Source organism: Halopseudomonas sp. (assembly GCF_036960865.1).
Lineage (GTDB): Bacteria > Pseudomonadota > Gammaproteobacteria > Pseudomonadales > Pseudomonadaceae > Halopseudomonas.
In genome coordinates this window covers 82247-101388 of the sequence record NZ_JBALWE010000011.1, presented here as the reverse complement: position 1 = coordinate 101388, position 19142 = coordinate 82247, and the positions used below count along the sequence as shown (strand labels likewise).

Below are 19142 nucleotides of genomic sequence, written 5' to 3'. Positions count from 1 at the left end.
ATAGTATTGGGCGGAAGTACGCGCAGGGCAAGGCCGCGCTGGTGATCAGGAGCTGGAAACGCGGTCGCCGGGTTCAAAGCGCCAGGTACGAATGATCTCCAGTACATCGATGTCCATCAGGTCGCCGGTAAAGGGCGTGAAGGGTGCAGAAAGTCGTACGATGCGCAACGCAGCGTTGTCCAGCACCTTGTGACCGGACGACTCGAGAATGCGCACTTCGCGCAGGGTGCCGTCGCGATTAATGGAGACCAGCAGACGCAGGCTGCCGTAGATCTTGTTGCTGCGCGCCTCGGCCGGGTAGTTCAGGTTGCCGACCTTTTCGACTTTGCGGCGCCAGGCATCCTTGTAGTAGGCGCCTTTGTCCTGCATGGTCGAGGCTGCGTTGAGGCGCAATACGCGCGGGCGCCGCGCATATTGCTGGCGCTCCTCGGCAAGCTGCGCCTCCAGGCTGGCAATCTCGCTGGACAGGGTGGTCATGTTGAAATGCAGATTGGCCGGCGGGGCTTCGGCGGGTTTGGGCTTGGCCGGTGCGGTGGTGACCTGATCCAGCTTGGGCGCGCTGGTGGTGACCACTTTCTGCTCCTGCGGCACAGGTGGTGGCGCGCTGACTTGCTGTACCGGATTGACCTTGTTGATCTCGCTGTCCTGGAAATCAGCCTCTTCCGGCGTGCTGGGTGCGGCTTTTTCTTCCAATGTGCCACTGCCCTGCTGGTTGTACTGGGCGAGGTAGTCGGCCTGTTCCGGTTGTTCTTCATTTTGTTGCGTGGCGAGGGTGATTTCCAGGCTTTTTGACAGCTCGCTGGGGGTCGGCAGATCGAAGGTGATACCCAGAATAATCAGCGCGTGCAGTACCGCTGCGATGAACAGGGTGAAGCCCAGACGGTCACGGGCAGTGACCGTCGGCGGGGGCGCGGTAGGGGGTGTCACGGCTGTATTCATGCTATCCGTAGGCGTTGGCGTGATTCACATATGCGGTGAAGTCTGCCGCGCACGTCGGCAAAAGTCCATGCGCGGCGTTACCTCGGTGACCGGCAGCACTCCTTGCGCCGTCGGTTTTCATCAACGCGCCGACAGCTTCTCGGCAATGGCATCCATCAATTGGCCACCGATATCGGTCTGGTAGGCGGCGTCTATCTCGCGGATGCAGGTGGGGCTGGTGACATTGATTTCGGTGAGGTAGTCGCCGATCACGTCCAGGCCGACGAACAGCAAACCGCGTTCGCGCAATGCCGGGCCAACCTGGGCGGCAATCCAGCGATCGCGCTCGGTCAATGGGCGCGCCTCGCCTCGTCCGCCGGCAGCCAGGTTGCCGCGGGTCTCGCCTTTTTGCGGGATACGCGCTAGGCAGTAGGGCACAGGCTCGCCCTTGATCATGAGGATGCGCTTGTCGCCGTCCTTGATCTCCGGCAAATAGCGCTGCGCCATTATCTGTTCCTGACCGTGGCGGGTCAGTGTCTCGATGATCACGCTGAGGTTTGGGTCGTTTTCCTTTATGCGGAAAATCATCGAGCCGCCCATGCCGTCCAATGGTTTGAGAATAACGTCACGGTGCCGTGCGGCAAATTCGCGCAGAATGTCGCCGCGGCGGGTGACGATATGCTCTGGCGCGCACTGGGGGAACTGGGTGGCAAACAGCTTTTCGTTGCAGTCACGCAGGCTGGCCGGACGGTTGACGACCAGCACGCCAGCGCGCTCAGCGGCTTCAAGAATGTGAGTGGCGTAAAGAAATTCGTTATCGAACGGCGGATCCTTGCGCATCAGAATGACATCCAGCGTGCTTAGGCTGAGTTGCTGTGATTCGCCAAGGTCGTACCAGTGTTCCGGGTTGGCATGTACCTGCAGCGGCCGCATGCAGCCCATCGCCTGGCCGTCGGCCAAGTAAAGATCCTGGGGTTCGAGATAGAAGAGTTCCCATTGGCGTTCGCTGGCCGCCAGCAACATGGCCAGAGTACTGTCTTTTTTGTAGTGGATCGCGCTGATGGGATCCATGACGACGCCGAGACGAATAGGCATATAGGTTTGTTTTCCGCGCTGTTTCGAGGGAGGCGTCGAGTGTAACGCCAGAAGCCACAGTCGAGAAAGGGCGGCTAATCTGGCTGGATGTCCCGGACATGAGTAAGCTTTATAGATTGGCCGATAAATCTATGCTAAAAGTACGCGGAAAAGGATTTGGCTGGTCAGCGGTTGCGACGTCGCAGCCATGAAGATTGAACCACCATTAATAACAAAGGCTGGTCTTATGGAAGAAAATTTCGAGAGCCTGAAGGTCATGGTGATTGATGACAGCAAGACGATTCGGCGCACGGCGGAAACGCTGCTGAAAAAGGTCGGATGCACCGTGATCACCGCGGTAGATGGCTTTGATGCGCTGGCCAAGATCGCGGACAACCACCCCGATATCATCTTTGTTGACATCATGATGCCGCGCCTTGATGGCTATCAGACCTGTGCGCTGATCAAGAACAACAGTGCCTTTCGCTCCACTCCCGTGATCATGCTGTCCAGCAAGGATGGTCTGTTCGACAAGGCCAAGGGGCGAATCGTTGGCTCGGATCAGTACCTGACCAAGCCCTTCAGCAAGGAAGAGCTGCTGGGCGCCATTCGTGCCCACGTGCCGCAAACCGGCAGTATGGCTGGGGCTGCAGGCGCCTGAGTATGACTGCATTATTTTGAATTAACCGGGGGAGTCCGATGGCCCGTATTCTGGTAGTAGATGATTCGCCGACCGAGCTGTACAAGCTTACCGGCATGCTTGAAAAGCACGGTTACGAAGTGCTCAAGGCTGAAAACGGCGCTGATGGTGTCGCGCTGGCGCGTCGGGAGAAGCCGGATGCGGTACTGATGGATATCGTGATGCCGGGCCTTAATGGTTTTCAGGCCACGCGCCAGCTGACCAAGGATCCGGAAACCGGGCATATCCCGGTGATCATTGTCACCACCAAGGACCAGGAAACCGATAAGGTCTGGGGTACTCGCCAGGGCGCAAAAGACTATCTGACCAAGCCGGTCGAAGAGTCCACCCTGATCCAGACACTGAAATCGGTACTCGGCAGCTAGGAATCTCTGCCCGCTCGATGCCGCATAACAACGAGAATAGACACGGCATGTCAGAAACACAGCATCCCTTCGATCTATTGCAGGCGTTGGCCCAGCGTTGCCGCAGCGAGGCAAGCGGCCTGCCGTCGCAGGAAGTCGTCAGCGAAACCTGGAGTGGCGTCGGCTTTCGTCTGGCCGGTCACTTCATGTTGGCGGCGATGGGCGAAGTCAGTGAAATTCTCCACGAGCCACGCTACACAGCACTGCCACGGGTCAAGGCCTGGGTGCGCGGTGTCGCCAACGTGCGTGGGCGTTTGCTTCCCATTGTCGATATGAGCCGTTTCTTTGGCGTCACCAGCACGGTACCGCGCAAGCAGCGCCGTGTGCTGGTGCTCGACCGTGACGACATTTTTGTCGGGCTGTTGGTGGATGAGCTGCTGGGTATGCAACACATGCCGGTGAGCACCTTCAGCGAGCGGCTGCCCGAGCTGGACGACGCAGTGCGCCCCTATGTGGTGGGTGCTTACGCGGGTGAGCAGACGGCATTGGTATTCAATTTTCGCGCTTTGGCGCACGATCAGACGTTCCTTGACGTGGCGCTCTGATCTGTTTTTTTGGGGTGCGGCCGGGCAATCCGCTGCCGCAACGGAGCATGTTAGCTAGAACAACAAGGCTGTAGGCCAGGTAGGGGCCATAAGATGAAAAAGTTCGATAAACAGATGCTGTCCACGATGCGAAGCAACCGCACGCTCACCGGCCTGTTCGCCGCACTGATCCTGTCGTTGTTGTTGCTATTCGTCAACTTCCTGTACCTGAATATTCAGAGCACATACGACACCGAGTACATCGGTCACGCCGGCGAGCTGCGGGTACTCTCGCAGCAAATCTCCAAGTCGGCGACCGAGGCGGCAACCGGTACGCCGGAAGCCTTCGGTCTGCTGCTCACCGCCCGCAACGATTTCCAGCAACGCTGGGACTATCTGGTAGAGGGGCGTGAAGAAACCGGCCTGCCTCCGACCCCGCTGGCATTGCAGGAGCAGTTGGCGTTGGCGCAATCCGACTGGGACAAAGTGCGCCGCAACGCGGATGCGATCTTGGCCAGTCAGGCGACGGTTCTCTCACTGCATGAGGTTGCCAATACCCTGTCCGATACCGTGCCGCAACTGCAGGTCGAGTACGAAGACGTGGTAGACGTGTTGATCGCCAGCGGCGCGCCCGCAGACCAGGTAGCGATTGCCCAGCGGCAGTCGCTGTTGGCCGAGCGGATCCTTGGCTCGGTAAACCGCGTACTTGAAGGTGATCAGGACTCGGTCATGGCCGCCGACAGCTTCGGCCGTGATGCCAGCCTGTTCGGTCGTGTACTGCAGGGCATGTTGCAGGGCAACGCCGCCATCGGCATTACCCGCGTAGCTGATCCGGAAGCCGCTAGCCGACTGGAAGAGATTCAGTCGCTGTTCCGCTACGTATCCGACTCGGTAGACCAGATCCTGCTGACTTCGCCGGAGCTCTATCAGGTACGCTCGGCTGCCAACGAGATCTTTACCGACTCGCAGTCGTTGCTGGATAACGTATCCGACCTGGCCACCGGCTTTGAAGATCGTGCTGATTCACGGGTGGTCAATACCTTGCTGGGTTACGCGCTGGGTGTGATCGCGCTGGGCTGCATCTTGTTGATCGGCGTACAGATGACCCGCGACACCCGTGAGCGCCTGGCCGAAACCCGTGAGAAGAATGAGCGTAACCAGGCGGCGATTCTACGTCTGCTGGATGAGATCGGTGACTTGGCCGACGGTGACCTGACCGCCCAAGCGACGGTGACCGAGGACTTTACCGGCGCCATCGCTGACTCCATCAACGAATCCATTGACCAACTGCGCGCGCTGGTACAGACCATTAACGAAACTGCCTTGCAGGTGGAAGGCGCTGCCCAGGAAACCCAGGGCACGGCCATGCATCTGGCTGAAGCGTCCGAGCACCAGGCGCAGGAAATTGCCGGCGCCTCGGCAGCGGTAAACGAAATGGCGGTCTCGATTGACCAGGTATCGGCAAACGCCTCCGAATCGGCGGCGGTAGCAGAACGTTCGGTAGCCATCGCCAACAAGGGTAACGAGGTGGTACAGAACACCATCGTCGGCATGGATACCATTCGCGAGCAGATTCAGGATACCTCCAAGCGGATCAAGCGCCTCGGTGAGTCGTCCCAGGAGATCGGTGACATCGTAAGTCTGATTAACGACATTGCCGACCAGACCAACATTCTGGCACTGAACGCAGCTATCCAGGCCTCCATGGCCGGTGACGCGGGTCGCGGCTTCGCGGTGGTTGCCGACGAGGTACAGCGCCTCGCAGAACGTTCCTCCGGTGCAACCAAACAGATCGAAGCGCTGGTTAAAACCATTCAGACCGATACCAACGAAGCGGTTATCTCGATGGAACAGACTACCTCCGAGGTAGTTCGTGGGGCCCGTCTGGCGCAGGACGCCGGTGTGGCACTGGAAGAGATCGAGAAGGTATCCACCAGCCTGGCGGCGCTGATCCAGAACATCTCCAACGCCGCGCGGCAGCAGGCTTCCTCCGCCGGCCACATTTCCAACACCATGAACGTGATCCAGGAGATCACCTCGCAAACCTCGGCAGGTACCACCACCACCGCGCGCAGCATTGGTGAGCTGGCGAAACTGGCCGAGGCCATGCGTCAGTCGGTTGACGGCTTCACGCTACCGCAGCAGGACGACTAAGCTGAGTCGGAGGGCCGCTTGCGTGGCTCTCCGGTTCCGCTTGGAGCGAGGGGCATAGAGTGCAGACAACGCAAAACTGGACGTTGCAACAGCTGCCGGAAATGGACGCGCATCAATTTCAACAGTGGCAGACACTGCTGGAGGCGCGCACGGGCGTGTGTGTCAGCGATCAACGCAAGACATTCCTGCAGACCAGCGTTGGTACGCGCATGCGCGAGCTGAAGATTGCCGACTATCAGACTTATTATGAGCACGTGACCCAGGGTGCCGCTGGCGCCGTGGAGTGGTCTGCTTTGATTGACCGTCTGACCGTGCGCGAAACCAGCTTCATGCGCCATCGGCCGTCCTTCGATGCTATTGGTCGGCACCTTGACCGGCTACTGGTCGATCGTCCAGCGGATCGACCTCTGCAGCTCTGGAGCGTCGGCTGCGCCAGCGGCGAGGAGGCCTATTCAATGGCCATTGTCAGCGAACAGAGCATCGCGGCTGCCGGCGGCCACCCCAGCGGCTATGGCATCTGGGCGACGGATATCAGTCTCAAGGCGCTGGAGCAGGGGCGCACCGCCGTTTACCCCGGCAACCGTTTGGGTGGGCTGGATGAGCGCGAGCGCCGCGAATGGCTGCAGACGTTGCCCAACGATCGTTACGAAATTGCCTACGCGTTGCGTGATCGCGTGTGCTTTTCACGCTTGAACATTCTTGAATTGGCCCAGGCCCCGATCCGGGACTTGGATATCATCTTCTGCCAGAACCTGCTCATCTATTTCCGTCGCTGGCGTCGCCGCGACCTGCTCAACCTGCTGGCAACCCGGCTTGCGCCGGGCGGCATGTTGATCATCGGACTGGGTGAAATCATGGACTGGAACAATCCCCTGCTTGAGCGGCTGCCTGATGATCAGGTACAGGCTTATGTGCGCCGGGAAAGCACAGGACTTCTGGAGTGAATATGGGTGATCGGCATGATTATGTCGCCCTCGATTGGGTCAAGGGCGAGATTTCCGAAACGCTGAACCAGGCGCGTCAGGCACTCGAAGCTTTTGTCGAAAACCCCGAGGATTCAACGCGTCTGCGTTTCTGTCTGACCTATATACACCAGGTTCACGGCACCTTGCAGATGGTCGAGTTTTACGGCGCGGCGCTGCTGGCCGAAGAAATGGAGCAACTTGCGCAGGCGTTGATGAACGGCACGGTAAGCCGTGAGAGCGAAGCGCTGGAAGTGCTGATGCAGGCGATTCTGCAGATGCCCGCCTATCTGGACCGGGTACAGAGCGGGCGCCGCGACTTGCCGCTGGTATTACTGCCATTGCTGAATGACATGCGTACCGCGCGTGGCGACAAGTTGCTGTCGGAAAATGCGTTGTTCAGTCCTGGGCTCGATACCAATCCCTCTGCGCCAGCGACCGATGACTACGCGGATCTGTCCGACAGCGATACTGTGCGCCAACTGCGCAAACTGCGCCAGGCTCTGCAGATGTCTCAGGCCGGCGTGATACGCGGGCAGGACGTTGCCACGAACAGCCGGCATCTGCGTAATGTCTTTAGCCGTCTGCAGCAGCTGTGTGAGGGTGCGCCCTACGCAAACCTGTGGGCGATTTTTGCCGGTGTGGCCGAAGGGTTGGAGCTGGGAAGTATCGAGAATGGCGCTGCCATTCGTCAGCTTTTGCGCCAAGCCGACCAGGAGTTGCGTCAGCTGATGGCCCGTGGTGCGCCCGCCCTGCAGAGCAAGCCGCCTCAGGAGCTGCTGCGCAACCTGTTGTTTTACGTTGCTAAAAGTGCCGACGGCAGTCCTCGCCTGGACGCGCTGAAGGCGCGTTACCAGCTCGAAGGCTCTTGGGCAGGGGGGCAGGATGATCTCGCCGCCAGCGATGCCAGACTGGTAGGCCCGGATCGTGGTGCCATGCAATCGGTGGTCATGGCGCTGGGCGAAGAGTTGATGCAGGTAAAGGATCAGCTCGACCTCTTTGTGCGCAGTGATCGCACTCAGCTGGACGGTCTCTCGGCGCTGTTGCCGACCATGAAACAGATCAGCGATACGCTGGCCATGCTCGGTCTGGGACAGCCAAGACGGGTGCTGGGCGAACAGATCGAGCAGGTTCAACGTCTTGCCGCTGGTGATTCCGACGTGACCGATGCAGCACTGATGGACGTGGCCGGGGGCATGCTCTATGTCGAGGCCAGTCTGCAGGGCATTCTCGGTCTGGAGCGGGGCGAGCAGGACGGAGGCGTTGACTCGGACATGCAGCGCCTGGCTGCTGCGCAGGACATTGCGCAGGTCCAGCACATGGTGGTGCAGGAGGCGCGTAATGCGCTGGAAGAGACGCGCGAAGCCATCAATGCCTTTATCGGTAGCCAGTGGGATCACAGCCAGCTGGAGCCCGTTGATGACTTGCTGAACAGCGTGCGTGGTGGCCTGGCAATGGTCCCGCTGGCGCGCGCCGCAGCGGCGGTTGGTGCTTGCCGACGGTATATCACCGAACGGCTGGTAGTGCCGCAAGCGATTCCCGACTGGGTCGCACTGGATGCGCTGGCGGATGTCATCACCAGTATCGATTATTATCTGGAACGCCTGGCGGAGGATGACGCTAATCGCGGTGACAGCATTCTGGATGTGGCTGAGGAGCGCCTGAGCACCCTGGGCTACCACCCCGAAGCGTTGCCGGTTGACAGTAATGTGGCAACCGAAGGCGCTGAAAGTGAGAACGTGGTGGCAGGTGAAGAGGCGGAGGACACTCTGACCGAAGCCGAAGCCGAAGCCGAAGCCGAAGCCGAAGCCGAAGCCGAAGCCGAAGCTTTGCCGCAGTCTACGCAAGCAGCACACGTCGAAGATCAGGGTGCCGCACCGGCGGCGCCAGAGACCGCTACACCAGAGGTGATTGAAGACGACGAGCTGGACCCCGAACTGGTGGAAATCTTCGTCGAAGAGGCCGGCGAAGTGCTGGAAACCCTCGGCGAATTCACCCCCGCCTGGCAGCAGAATCATGAGGATCAGAAAGCGCTGGCCGAAGTGCGCCGCGCCTTCCATACCCTTAAGGGCAGTGGCCGCATGGTTAAGGCCGGCGTGCTCGCGGAGCTGGCCTGGTCCGTCGAGAACATGCTCAACCGGGTGATCGATCACAGCATTGAGCTCAATGGTGATGTGTTCAGCGTGGTCAACGCCGTGCGCGCCTTGATGCCGCAACTGGTCGACGACTTTGCCAGCCACCAGCAGCGCGCCTGGCCGGAGGTAGCACAGCTGACCGAGCAGGCCGAGGCGCTGGCACGTGGGGAAGCCTTGCCCGAGCAGGCTGCCTCGGCTCCGGTGTCGGAAGATGAGCACGCTGACAATCACGGGTTCGAGGTCGATAGTGAGTCGGTACCCGTCGCCGAAGGTGAGCTGCCTGAGCTGTTGGACCTCGATGAGGTGGAAGCGCCTCAGCCGGAAAGCCTTGAGGTCGCGGCTGAACAGGTTACTGCCGAATCGCAGGACGAACTTGAGTCGCTGGCAGAGCTGCCGGAACTGGAAGCCGAAGAGATAACGCTGGACGCGTTGCCGGAGCAGATCGTTACCCCCGAACCAGAACCCTTGCTGCAGGAAGAAGAACGGCCGCTGATCGAGAGCGAGACACTGGACAGTTGGTCAGAGCCGCCCGCACTACCTTCAGAGCCAGAGCCAGAGCCAGAGCCAGAGCCAGCGATGGATCCGGTATTGCTGGAGATTTTCCAGAACGAAACACGACATCATATCGATCAGATCAACGCCTATCTCCACGAATGCGCGTCGCAAGGACTGCCGCGCAGCGTGAGTGACGCGCTGCAACGTGCTCTGCACACCCTCAAGGGCAGTGCGCACATGGCTGGTATTCAGTCTATTGCCGTGCTTGCCACGCCGCTGGAGAAGCTGGCGAAAGAGTTCAAGGCCAATCTGATCCCGGCGGATCAGGCGCTGTTCAATCTGCTGCAGGACGCTGTGCTGCTGTTCGAGACCGGCCTGGCGCAGCTGGGTAACGGTCCGGACCAGAGCATTGCAGGCACCGAGGAGTTCCTCCAGCGGCTGCATCAGCTGCATGAGCAGGGGTTGGCCGCTCGCGAAGCCAGCCGCGCTGATGTGGATGACGGTGACAGTGTAGGGCTAATGTCGATTTTCCTCTCGGAGGGGATTGATCAGCTACTGGACGCTGCCGATGTACTGCAGGCGCGACGCAGTGATCCATCGGTGTCGGTCGACAGCCGCGAGCTGATCGGTGCCTTGCGGGGCCTTGGTGACGTGGCTGGAGACGTTGAACTGCCTGCGCTGGAGGCGCTTTGCGAGGCGCTCGAGCAGACCCACGAGCAGGTGCTCGGTGGCTTGCCGCTCGACAGTGCCGCGCTGACTGCCCTGGCCGATGGGCACGAGCGCCTGATCAGCATGATGGATCAGGTTGCCGCCCATCAGCACCTAGCGCCGGCTGTCGCCGAGATTCAGGCGCTGCAGTCTCTCGCCCCGGCTCCGGCGGCCCCAGTAGCCACTGCGGCCGAGCACCCACAGGGTCCGGCACAGAGCGGCACTTGGAGCCCGAGCGAAGCGGGTACCGATGCCGAACTGGTCGACATTTTCTTGGAGGAAGCCCAGGAAATCATCGAGAGTGCGTCAGCCAGCCTGCAGGAGTGGATGGGTGATACCGGCAATACGCTGGCCGTCGAAGCGCTGCAGCGTGATCTGCATACCCTCAAGGGCGGTGCGCGCATGGCGGAAATTCGCCCGGTGGGCGACTTGTCCCATGAAATGGAGTTCGTCTACGAAGCTCTCTGTGAACACCGCTACGAAGTAACGCCGCCGTTGTTTGAATTGCTACACGCGTGCCACGATGCCCTCGCCGACATGGTGGACGGCGTGGTAGCGGGTCGGTCGATCAGTGATGGGGCTGCCCTCATCAAGGCGATCAACACATTCCGCAAGAATCCGAGCGAGCCGCCACGGTTGCCGGGCACGGCCGCAGAACAGGGGCCCGAGGCAGCCACCTCTGCTCCGGGAGTGGAGCCAGCCAGTAGGGTCGAAGCGCCAGCGCTGGACGGCATGCAGGCGATCTTCGTCGAAGAGGCGCATGAGTTACTGGCGCCCTGTGCGGACCTGCTTCTGCAAAGTCAGGCTGACGCGGCTGCGGCTGCGGAATTGCTGCACCGTATTCAAACACTCAAAGGCAGTGCGCGTTTGGCCGGCCAGCAAGCGTTGGCTGAGCAGGCGAAACAGCTTGAGCTGGCACTTCAGACCGCGAGCGACCCTGCTCTGCAGGCGCAGGCGCTGGACGAACTTCAGGCCCAGGTGGCCGCATTGTCGGCCGGTCGGCCGGCAAGCGAGCCGGTAAACTGGAGTGCGCCGAGCAACCGGCTGGATACGCCGCCTGCGGCACCGGTCAGCCATCCGGTCGTGGTCGAATCCGGTATGTCGCTGGCGGGTGTCCAGGACATTCTGCAGCGTGCCATGAGCGCCAGTGAACCTGCTGCTGACAGCCAGCGCCGGGCCACTGGTCAGGAAACCGTCAAGGTCTCCTCGACCCTGCTGGAAGAACTGGTGAACTTGGCCGGCGAGACCTCGATTTTCCGGGGTCGCATCGAACAGCAGGTGACCGATGTCGGCCACATACTGGAAGACGTTGAAAGTACGATTGATCGTGTACGCGATCAGTTGCGCCGCCTCGATATGGAGACACAGGCGCAGATTCTGTCGCGTCACCAGGAAGAGCTGGAACAGAGCTACGAAGATTTTGATCCGTTGGAGATGGACCAGTACTCGCAACTGCAGCAGCTATCGCGCTCGCTGTTTGAGTCTGCGTCTGACTTGCTCGATCTCAAAGAAACCTTGGCCACCAAGAGCCGTGATGCAGAGACCCTTTTGGTCCAGCAGGCACGGGTCAATACCGAGCTGCAGGAAGGCCTGATGCGCACCCGCATGGTGCCTTTCGAGCGCTTGTTGCCGCGCTTGCGCCGCGTGGTACGTCAGGTCGCTGGCGAGCTGGGCAAGCAAGTGGACCTAGTGGTTGGCAACGCCGAAGGTGAAATGGACCGCAGCGTGCTGGAACGTATGATCGGGCCGCTGGAGCACATGCTGCGCAACTCGGTCGACCACGGTATCGAGATGCCGCTGGTGCGACAGGATAAGGGTAAGCCAGGGGAGGGGCGGATCTGGCTGGACCTGGGGCGTGAAGGCAGCGAGATCGTACTGACCCTGAAGGACGATGGTGCTGGCATCAACCTGGAGGCGGTACGGCGTAAAGCCATTGAGCGTGGGCTGATGGACGCCGACGCTGAGCTTACCGATCAGGAAATCCTGCAGTTCATCCTTGAGGCCGGCTTTTCGACTGCTGAGCAGGTTACGCAAATTTCCGGCCGCGGGGTCGGGATGGACGTGGTCAACGCCGAAGTTAAGCAGCTCGGCGGCAGCATGACGCTGAGCACCGAGCCCGGCGCCGGTACCACCTTTGTCATCCGGCTACCGTTCACGGTGTCGGTCAACCGCGCACTGATGGTGTACTCGGGTGAGGACTTGTACGCGATTCCATTGAATACCATCGAAGGGATTGTGCGGGTCTCTGGCTATGAGCTGGAAGCCTATTACGCGACCGATGCGCCGCCGTTCGAGTACGCCGGCAAGCAATATGATCTGCGCTATCTGGGTGACCTGCTGGTCACGGGCCAACAGCCCAAGCTGACTGGGCATACGCTGCCGCTGCCGGTGATTCTTGTGCGCGGTGCCGAGCACAGTGTAGCGGTGCAGGTAGATGCCCTCGCAGGCTCGCGGGAAATCGTAGTGAAGGGTTTGGGGCGTCAGTTTGCAGTGGTGCCTGGTATCTCCGGCGCGACCATTCTGGGTGACGGCCGCGTGGTTGTGATTCTCGACCTGCTGGCGGTAATTCGCGCTCAGCAGGCGCTGCACGCCCAGCAGTATCTGGCTGCCGAGCGTGCCCAGAGCATTACACCGGAAGAGCGGCCCACGCTGGTCATGGTGGTGGATGATTCGATCACCGTGCGCAAGGTCACCACCCGTCTGCTCGAGCGCAACGGGATGGAAGTGGTGACGGCCAAAGACGGGGTCGATGCTATCGCGCGGCTGCAGGACATCGAGCCCGACATTATGCTGCTCGACATCGAAATGCCGCGCATGGATGGCTTTGAAGTGGCCACCCGCGTGCGCCACGACGAGCGTCTGAGCGAGCTGCCGATTGTAATGATCACCTCGCGCACCGGTGAGAAGCATCGCGAACGCGCACTGAGCATTGGCGTCAACGTGTATCTGGGCAAGCCCTATCAGGAGGCCCAGCTGCTGGAGGTCATCAGTCAGTTGGTAACGGTGCGTGAGTAACAGCGCCGAGCCGGGCATTGCGCTGTTGGCCGGCAAGGCCAGCAAGCGCAAGCGGCTGGCAAAGGAGCTCACAGACTTTGGCTACCGAGTGGTCTTTGCCGGTGATCCCGACGAGCTGGACGCCGCACGTCTGCAAGCGGTGCAAACCGACGCCTGGTTGCTGGAGCTGGCCGAGGAGTCGCTGCTGGCAGACTGGTTGCTGGAGCACAGCCCGGTGCCTGTGCTGCTTGGCGCTGGTGAAATTCCCGATACTGACTCTGAGGACTACCCGCGCTGGCAGCGTCGCCTGCTAGGCAAGTTGCTGCCGTTGCTGGGCGAGCCTGCGAAGGTACAGAATCTTGCCCCGGTGGTGGTTCCACAACTGCGCCACGACGCACCCTCCTGTGTCTGGGTGCTGGGCGCGTCGCTGGGTGGTCCGGCGGCGGTCAAGCGCTTTCTGGATCAACTGCCAGCCGATTTGCCGATTGCTTTTATCTACGCACAGCATATCGACGCTGGCTTCGAGCAGCAGTTGCCGCAGATATTGGGACGCCAGAACGACTGGCGCATTATTAACTGTCAGCCGGGGGCGCATCTGCGCCGCGGCGACGTATTGGTAGCGCCGGTATCGCGCTCGCTGCGGTTTGTCAGTGAGGGCGTGGTGCAACTCAGTGATGAGCCCTGGCCCGGCCTGTATCGACCGTCGATCGGCGCGGTGTTGGATGAAACCCTGCGGGCCTTTGGCGCCGCAACGGGCGCGATCATTTTTAGTGGTATGGGCGAGGATGGCGTTGAGGCTTGTGGTCGCCTGCGCCAGCAGGGTATCGAGGTCTGGACGCAGGACGAGCAGAGCGCGGCCTGTGCCACCATGCCCAAGGCTGTGCAGGACGCAGGCTTCAGTCACCGGGAAGGATCGCCTGAAGCACTGGCTGCGGCGCTGCGTGACTGGCTGCATCAGGAATGGCCGTTGGCGCTGTAGTGAGCGCCCAGGGTTACATGCAATTCAATGAGGATGGCTAACGATGTCGGATGTGCTGGAAAGCCTTAACGGACTGATCATACCGCTGGCGAACAAGTCGTTGTTGCTGCCCAACGTGGCGGTCGCGGAGCTAGTGGGGTATCGCTTGAGTCAGTCGGCGTCGCAGGGGCCGGAGTGGTTCTTGGGCTGGACGCTGTGGCGCGATCAGCAAGTGCCGATGGTCGATCTCGATAATCTGCTGGCCGACGGCGCCGAACCGGCGATGGACGCACAACCACGTACGCTGATCCTCAATGCGCTGGAGGGTATTTCCGGACTCAGCTTCGTGGGTATGCGGGTATGGGGCATTCCGCGTGCCCGGCGCCTGTCCCGCGCCGAACTGGAGCCGGTGGGCACGGGCTCCAGCTACGTACTGCAGCGGGTGCGCATGGCTGACGAACCGGGCGAGTTTCTGATCCCGGACCTCTCGGCCATCGAGCGCTCGCTGGAGCAGGCGGGGCTGTTGCGCCGCGCCAGCTGATCAGAGCGTAAAGGTCAGGCGCGCTTCGGTACCGCCGCCCACCCGGTTGAGTAACTGTACTGTGGCGCCATGGCTGTCGGTAATTCGCTTGACGATGGCTAGCCCCAGTCCGGTACCGCGCGTTGAGCGCGCCTGATCGCCGCGAATGAAGGGGCTGAACAGCGCGTCATCCTCAAGCAATTCCACACCAGGTCCGCGGTCCAGCACGCTGACCACCAGCCGCTGCTGCGCGCCAACGTGTTGCAGATAGGTACAGACCTCCACCCCCGAACCGCCATGCACCAGCGCGTTGTCGATCAGGTTGGTCAGCACCCGCTTGATCGACAGCCGCCTAAACTCGAACTCCGGCACCGGTTGCAAGCACAGGCGCACGCTGTCGCCGTTGGCGTTGAGCGGGGCGACGACCTCACGGATCAGCTCGTTGATATCACCCGCTTCGCTGGCTTCTGCACTGCCGTCACGAATGTAGGCCATGAACTGGTCGAGAATCGCATCCATGTCTTCGATGTCGCGGATCATGCCGTCGGTTAGTTCTGGCTCGGCGCCCGATAAAAGTTCGGTCGACAGGCGCATGCGGGTCAGCGGCGTACGCAAATCATGCGATACCCCCGCCAGCAGCATGGAGCGATCACGGCTCGCCTGTTCTACGTCCTGCGCCATCTGATTGAATGCGCGATACACCTCGGCGATCTCCGAGGGGCCGCTGTTGTCGAGCAGGCGCACGCGTTTGCCCTGGCCGATACTGCGGGCGGCGCCTTCCAGGGTTTTCAGCGGCTGATTGAGCTGCCGCACCAAGAGCCAGGCGGCCGCGGTCGAGAGCATGCCGATCAGCACCAGCCAGGTCACCACCATCCACACCCGCTGGCCACGCAACGGATGAGCGTAAAGCGGCACCTTGAGCCAGAACTCACCGTAGGCAGGCTGATGAATCCATACCGCCGGTTGGCTCTGGGTCTGCACCCTTACCTGGGTCTGATCGCCCAGTTCGTCACGTAGCTGATGGGTGAATATGCCGGAGTAGGGCCAGTGAAATTCGCCCTGCGGTACCTGCTCGGGCACGGTCACGCGCATGCCCGTCATCTCTTCGATATCGCGGCGCGTTTCTGGGCTGCTGGCCCAATAGGCGCGCACCAGCATGGCCGTACCGTGGCTGTACTGGCGATCCACCAGCAGGTCTTCGTTGCTGAGCAGATAGACCAGTGTCAGCAACTTGGAAAACAGGGTGACCAGCAGCACCAGCAGGATGGTGCGGGCAAAGAAGCTGCGGGGTAGCAGGGGATGCCAGCCGGGACCGCCTTTCACGCGTTCTGACCGTCCGGCACAAACACGTAGCCCACACCCCAGACCGTCTGGATATAGCGCGGCTTGGACGGATCGGGTTCAAGCATGCGACGCAAGCGGGAGATCTGCACGTCAATCGAGCGTTCTAGCGCGTCCCATTCGCGGCCGCGTGCCAGTTGCATCAGCTTGTCGCGGGTCAGGGGTTCGCGCGGGTGTCGCACCAACGCCTTGAGTACAGCAAACTCACCGGTGGTCAGCATATTCACTTCGTTACCGCGCTTGAGCTCACGGGTTGCCAGGTTGAGTACGAACTCGCCGAAGGTCACCTGGTCGTCGTCGGTGCTGGGTGCGCCTGGCACCTGCGGCAGCTGGCGACGTAGCACGGCTTTCATGCGGGCCACCAGCTCACGCGGGTTGAAGGGTTTGGGCAGGTAGTCGTCGGCGCCGATCTCCAGCCCCTGAATGCGGCTGGTTTCATCGCCTTTGGCGGTCAGCATAATGATGGGAGTGGTGTTGCCCTCGGCGCGCAGGCGCGCGCAGGCGGTCATGCCGTCTTCGCCCGGCAGCATCAGGTCAAGCACGATCAGCGAATAGATTTCGCGCGCCAGCAGACGGTCCATCTGCTCGGTATCCTCCACCGCACGTACGCGGTAGCCCTGCTCACCCAGAAAGCGTTCGAGCAAACGCCGCAAACGCACATCGTCATCGACAATCAGGATTTTTTCGCCTTCGCTCGTCATGCTCTACCTGCCTGAATTAGTAAGCCCGCATTGTGACCCAAGGCCGCGTTGAATGCGGTCTGGCCATTGTTACAAGAGGTTTCTTTTGGCGTAGTTTTACGCTGTTATGGTCGCGCTATCCAGCCTGCTGATAAGACGAATGTCGGCGTGATGATGGAGCCGACCTGAGCCCCTCTCTCGGTTATACTGCGCGGCCTGTTACCGCAAATTGTGGAATTGAATGCCCATGCAGAGTATTGCCGCGCGCATCGCCGCCGAGTTGTCGGTGCGTCCTGAACAAGTTGATGCCACCGTCGGGCTGCTGGATGAAGGCGCCAGTGTTCCCTTTATCGCCCGCTACCGCAAGGAAGTCACCGGCAGTCTGGATGATACCCAGCTGCGTTATCTGGAAGAGCGTCTGCGCTATCTGCGCGAACTGGAAGATCGCCGCGCTGCGGTGCTGGCCAGCATTGCCGAGCAAGACAAGCTCACCCCTGAACTGGAACGTGATATTCGCCAGGCCGATACCAAAACGCGGTTGGAAGATCTCTACCTGCCCTACAAACCCAAGCGGCGCACCAAGGGGCAGATCGCCATTGAGGCCGGGCTGGAGCCGCTGGCCGAAGCGCTCTACGCCGACCCCACGCTGGACCCGGAAGCCCAGGCCGCCGCCTACGTCGATGCCGACAAGGGTGTTGCGGACAACAAGGCTGCGTTGGACGGCGCCAAGTACATCCTGATGGAGCGCTTCAGCGAGAACGCCACGCTGCTCGACAGGCTGCGCCGGGCGCTGCGCGAGGAGGGCCGTGTGGTTTCGCGACTGGTGGCCGGCAAGGAACAGGAAGGCGCCAAGTTCAGCGACTACTTCGAATACGACGAACCTCTGGCCAAGGTGCCATCGCACCGCGCCCTGGCGATTCTTCGTGGGCGCAATGAGGGCGTTTTGAGTATTGCCCTGGAGCTGGGTGATGAAACCCCGGCGGTAGGGGCCATGCACCCCTGCGAGGGCCTTATTGCGCAGGCGGTGGGTATCGACAATCAGGGTCGTGCGGCCGACAAGTGGCTGGCCGAGGTGGTGCGCTGGACCTGGCGGGTGAAACTGCTCGGCCATCTGGAAACCGAGCTGCTCGGCGAGCTGCGTGAAGGTGCCGAAGATGAAGCCATCCGTGTGTTTGCCAGCAACCTTAAGGACCTGCTGCTCTCCGCGCCTGCCGGTCCGCGTATTACCCTGGGACTGGATCCGGGGCTGCGTACCGGCGTCAAGGTCGTGGTAGTAGATGCCACCGGCAAGCTGTTGGATACCGCGACCGTTTTCCCGCACGCGCCACGCAATGACTGGGATCGCTCCTTGGCCACCCTGGCAGCGCTGTGCAGCAAACATCAGGTAAGTCTGATTGCCGTGGGCAACGGCACCGCCTCACGCGAGACCGACAAGCTGGCCGGTGAGCTGATCAAGCTGTGTAGCGGCCAGAGCATGCAGAAAGTGATGGTGTCGGAGGCGGGCGCTTCGGTGTATTCCGCCTCGGAGCTGGCTGCCAAGGAATTCCCCGATCTGGATGTGACCTACCGTGGCGCGGTGTCCATCGCGCGGCGCCTGCAGGACCCGTTGGCCGAGCTGGTGAAGATCGAACCCAAGGCCATTGGGGTGGGCCAGTATCAGCATGACGTATCGCAGGTGAAGCTGGCGCGCGGGCTTGATGCGGTGGTGGAAGACTGCGTGAACGCGGTGGGCGTGGACCTGAACACCGCCTCGGCGGCGCTGCTCACCCGCGTGTCCGGCCTCAACCCAAGCATCGCGCAGAACATTGTCGATTACCGTGACCAGCACGGCGCTTTCCAGAACCGCAAACAGTTGCTCAAGGTCAGCCGGCTTGGTGACAAGACCTTCGAACAGGCGGCGGGCTTTTTGCGCGTGATGAACGGTGATAATCCGCTGGACGCCTCTGCCGTGCATCCCGAAGCCTACCCGCTGGTAACCCGCATTGCCGAGGAAACCGGCCGCGACGTACGCGGCCTGATCGGCGACTCGACCTTCCTGCGCAAGCTGGAACCGGTGCGTTATACCGACGAGCACTTTGGTGTGCCGACCATCACCGACATCCTCAAGGAGCTGGACAAGCCCGGCCGTGACCCGCGTCCGGAGTTCAAGGCGGCTGAGTTCCAGGAAGGCGTAGAAAGCCTCAAGGACCTCAAGCCCGGCATGACACTGGAAGGGGTGGTCACCAACGTGGCCAACTTTGGCGCCTTTGTGGACATTGGCGTGCATCAGGACGGCCTGGTGCATATCTCCATGCTCTCGCAGCAATTCATCAAGGACCCGCGTGACGTGGTCAAGGCCGGTGACATCGTCAAGGTCAAGGTGATGGAGGTGGATATACCGCGCCAGCGCATCAGCCTGAGCATGCGCCTGAACGATACCCCGCCCGCGGCGGGAGACAAGACCGAGTCGCCAGCCGAGCGCAGCCGCGCTCGCAATCAGGGCAATAAACACAACGCCAAAACCAACAGCCAGGCCAAGCCCGCCGCCGAAGGTACCTTCGCCAGCCTGTTTGCCAATGCGAAAAAGAAAAGGTGA

13 protein-coding genes are annotated in these 19142 nt (G+C 61.1%); 9 read left to right on the top strand and 4 right to left on the bottom strand.

The genetic code is table 11. The features are described from left to right. Positions 1–45 precede the first annotated feature (45 nt). Positions 46–939: an energy transducer TonB gene (locus tag V7747_RS15850; RefSeq protein WP_335616983.1), complete on the bottom strand. Its 894-nt coding sequence runs from the start codon at positions 937–939 to the stop codon at positions 46–48. A 120-nt stretch (positions 940–1059) separates the two neighbouring features. Continuing rightward, entirely contained in the window at positions 1060–2013 is a 954-nt protein-coding gene (gshB, locus tag V7747_RS15845; protein ID WP_335616982.1) for a glutathione synthase, read from the bottom strand. Between the two features lie 226 nt (positions 2014–2239). Here gshB and V7747_RS15840 point away from each other — a divergent pair, with 226 nt between their 5' ends. The 8 genes from V7747_RS15840 (at position 2240) to V7747_RS15805 (ending at position 14567) form a co-directional block, all read left to right on the top strand. Next, positions 2240–2653 carry a response regulator gene (locus V7747_RS15840; RefSeq protein ID WP_092287356.1) on the top strand — a complete coding sequence of 138 codons (414 nt, stop codon included), beginning with the start codon at positions 2240–2242 and terminating at the stop codon, positions 2651–2653. A 38-nt stretch (positions 2654–2691) separates the two neighbouring features. Continuing rightward, a complete protein-coding gene (gene pilH / locus V7747_RS15835; protein WP_335616981.1) occupies positions 2692–3057 on the top strand; it encodes a twitching motility response regulator PilH in 366 nt (121 codons plus the stop codon). Positions 3058–3104: 47 nt separating this feature from the next. Next, positions 3105–3641 carry a chemotaxis protein CheW gene (locus tag V7747_RS15830; RefSeq protein ID WP_335616980.1) on the top strand — a complete coding sequence of 179 codons (537 nt, stop codon included), beginning with the start codon at positions 3105–3107 and terminating at the stop codon, positions 3639–3641. A gap of 93 nt (positions 3642–3734) precedes the next feature. Further along, positions 3735–5774 carry a methyl-accepting chemotaxis protein gene (locus V7747_RS15825; RefSeq protein WP_335616979.1) on the top strand — a complete coding sequence of 680 codons (2040 nt, stop codon included), beginning with the start codon at positions 3735–3737 and terminating at the stop codon, positions 5772–5774. Positions 5775–5833: 59 nt separating this feature from the next. After that, entirely contained in the window at positions 5834–6718 is an 885-nt protein-coding gene (locus tag V7747_RS15820; protein ID WP_335616978.1) for a CheR family methyltransferase, read from the top strand. Between the two features lie 2 nt (positions 6719–6720). Further along, entirely contained in the window at positions 6721–13089 is a 6369-nt protein-coding gene (locus tag V7747_RS15815) for a hybrid sensor histidine kinase/response regulator (protein WP_335616977.1), read from the top strand. Then, the gene (locus V7747_RS15810) at positions 13082–14047 is read left to right on the top strand and encodes a chemotaxis protein CheB (RefSeq protein ID WP_335616976.1); all 966 of its coding nucleotides are present in this window, start codon (positions 13082–13084) and stop codon (positions 14045–14047) included. The genes V7747_RS15815 and V7747_RS15810 overlap by 8 nt, the downstream gene beginning before the upstream one ends. A gap of 43 nt (positions 14048–14090) precedes the next feature. Beyond that, positions 14091–14567 (top strand): chemotaxis protein CheW, encoded by a 477-nt coding sequence (locus V7747_RS15805; RefSeq protein ID WP_335616975.1) that lies wholly within the window; start codon positions 14091–14093, stop codon positions 14565–14567. On the opposite strand, the gene V7747_RS15800 is transcribed toward V7747_RS15805, so the two are convergent. Beyond that, on the bottom strand, positions 14568–15869 hold the full coding sequence (locus V7747_RS15800) for an ATP-binding protein (protein WP_335616974.1): 1302 nt from the start codon (positions 15867–15869) through the stop codon (positions 14568–14570). Beyond that, a complete protein-coding gene (gene ompR, locus V7747_RS15795; RefSeq protein ID WP_335616973.1) occupies positions 15866–16588 on the bottom strand; it encodes an osmolarity response regulator transcription factor OmpR in 723 nt (240 codons plus the stop codon). Before ompR ends, V7747_RS15800 begins: the two co-directional genes overlap by 4 nt. Positions 16589–16814: 226 nt before the next feature. On the opposite strand from ompR, the gene V7747_RS15790 reads away from it, so the two are divergent. Then, positions 16815–19142, top strand: a complete 2328-nt coding sequence (locus tag V7747_RS15790) for a Tex family protein (protein WP_335616972.1) — start codon at positions 16815–16817, stop codon at positions 19140–19142.